The sequence below is a fragment of the Flavobacterium sp. ARAG 55.4 genome (genome assembly GCF_051846875.1).
Taxonomy (GTDB): domain Bacteria; phylum Bacteroidota; class Bacteroidia; order Flavobacteriales; family Flavobacteriaceae; genus Flavobacterium; species Flavobacterium plantiphilum.
Window position 1 is genome coordinate 1 of sequence record NZ_JBPYCT010000036.1, and the last position, 1,849, is coordinate 1,849.

Genomic DNA, 1,849 nt, shown 5'->3' on the forward strand with positions numbered 1-1,849 from the left:
TAGCATACTTTTTTTATCAAACTAAATTAGCAGCCTAAAAAAGGAACCTTCTTAAAAAGGCTTTATTGGAATTATAGAGAAGTAAAATTTGAAGGTTTTAATCGAAAAATGAGGTTTTTTTACAGCCTGACGTTCCCGCGCTTGGCGAGGTTGGGACTAAATTAAGACCATTCTTCGGATTTGCCTAATCTTCCAAATACAAAACCAATTTCAAATTAAGCCTATTACCCAAATTGCTTGTAGGGTGTGTTGGCGGTTCGGTTGTTTTTTTTATAATTAATTTTTAACTTAATTTTTCTAGCTTCCACATTTCACGTTTCTGCTTTTCACGTTTCAATCTATAAGTTTTGATATTTATAATTAGTATTTCAATTCTAACTTTTTCGTTAACTTTAAAAACTACTCTTCTGTATGTACTTGAAAATCGAATGTATCTGCAAATGGCTAGATATTTACTTAATTGTCAACACTTACAAATCAAATCTATAATTAAGTATTTCATCATAAAAGACATCAACAAGGGAAATATTGTCAAAGTTATGCCAAGCCATACCTCTAAACTCGTCGTTTCGTCAGATTCGTCATCACTATAAATAGAATGGTTAAATTGTACAAAAAAATAAATATGCCTTCCATATTTACGCAAAATAATTCCGTCGTAATATTTGTAAAAAATTAAAAAAAACAATGGAGAAAACGAAATAAAATAACTATTCTCAAAATCTGTAAAGCCAGCCAAAACGAACAAAATTGATATTATTGGTAATAATATTGTGAAGTATAAAATGGATTTGAATGTCTTTTGAATTCTTAAAATCTTATGAATAGGTGGGTATAATGTTGGAATGAAAATAAAAGCAAAAGAAATAATTAAGATAATTCCATTCATAGTATATCGTATAATGTTGTAATTTATTAAGTTATGTCAGCCTATTTTTTTTAAAATAGTCCTTTTTCTTGTAACAATTATCCACCTCAATCTATATTTTTTTTTAGAAAATCAAATCTTTATCCTTGTTTCTGAGTGTTTTAGATTTCTTCAACTGACCGCCACCGTTCTGGCACTACAGCGGGTTTGGGATTAAATTAAGCCTATTCTTCGGATTTGCCAAATCTTCCAAATACAAAACCAACTTTCATTAAGGCTATTGCCCAAATCCGTTGTAGTAGCTGTTACCAGCTGGTTTTATTCGTTTTCAAACTCGTTTTTGATTATGTTTTTTATGTTTTTCCTTTCCAACTTTCGCTTTTCTGATTTTCTTTTGCAGAATATTTAGTTCTGTCACTGTCAAAATGAATTTGGCCTTCTGCTAATCTTGAACCTTGTTTTATCATTAATCCATTATAAACGCAATCCTCATAACCACAATCATGTTTTGAATAATCGCCAAAATTTCGATGTTTTATTTTTTTGTCGGTTAAAATTTTTTGTTGGCTTTTCCTAATTTCATTCCAAATTTTTTCTTCGTCTCCTTTAGTTAGTTCTTCGCCTAAATACGAAACTTCTACAAATGTTTTTGGATCTTTAAGTTGCAAAAAATCAAATGTTTTTTGAAATATTTGGTTTGCATAATTTCTAACTGAAATTTTTTCTTCAATTGTCAATTTTTCATTTTCAATTAATGAACGATAAAGACCAAGTGTATTAAAATCTGTATATTTTTTATAATTGTCTATGTAGAAAAAATACTCTTTTAGAGTTAGATTATTAAATTTCTGTCCAATTTCCATATTCTGTTTTTCAGTTTTTGTGGTAAACTTGCTGGTAACTAGTTTATACCAGCCATAAAATGGCTCCAATCTACCTAATTTTGGCTGGCTTTGTGCCATAAGTAAGCTGATATTTATT

Annotated in this window: 1 protein-coding gene; it reads right to left on the bottom strand. The window is 29.1% G+C overall.

Translation table 11 applies throughout. The features are described 5' to 3' along the window. Positions 1-1,221 precede the first annotated feature (1,221 nt). Positions 1,222-1,849: hypothetical protein (locus tag ACSV4D_RS18065; protein WP_439229385.1), on the bottom strand; the 628-nt coding region annotated here is incomplete at its 5' end.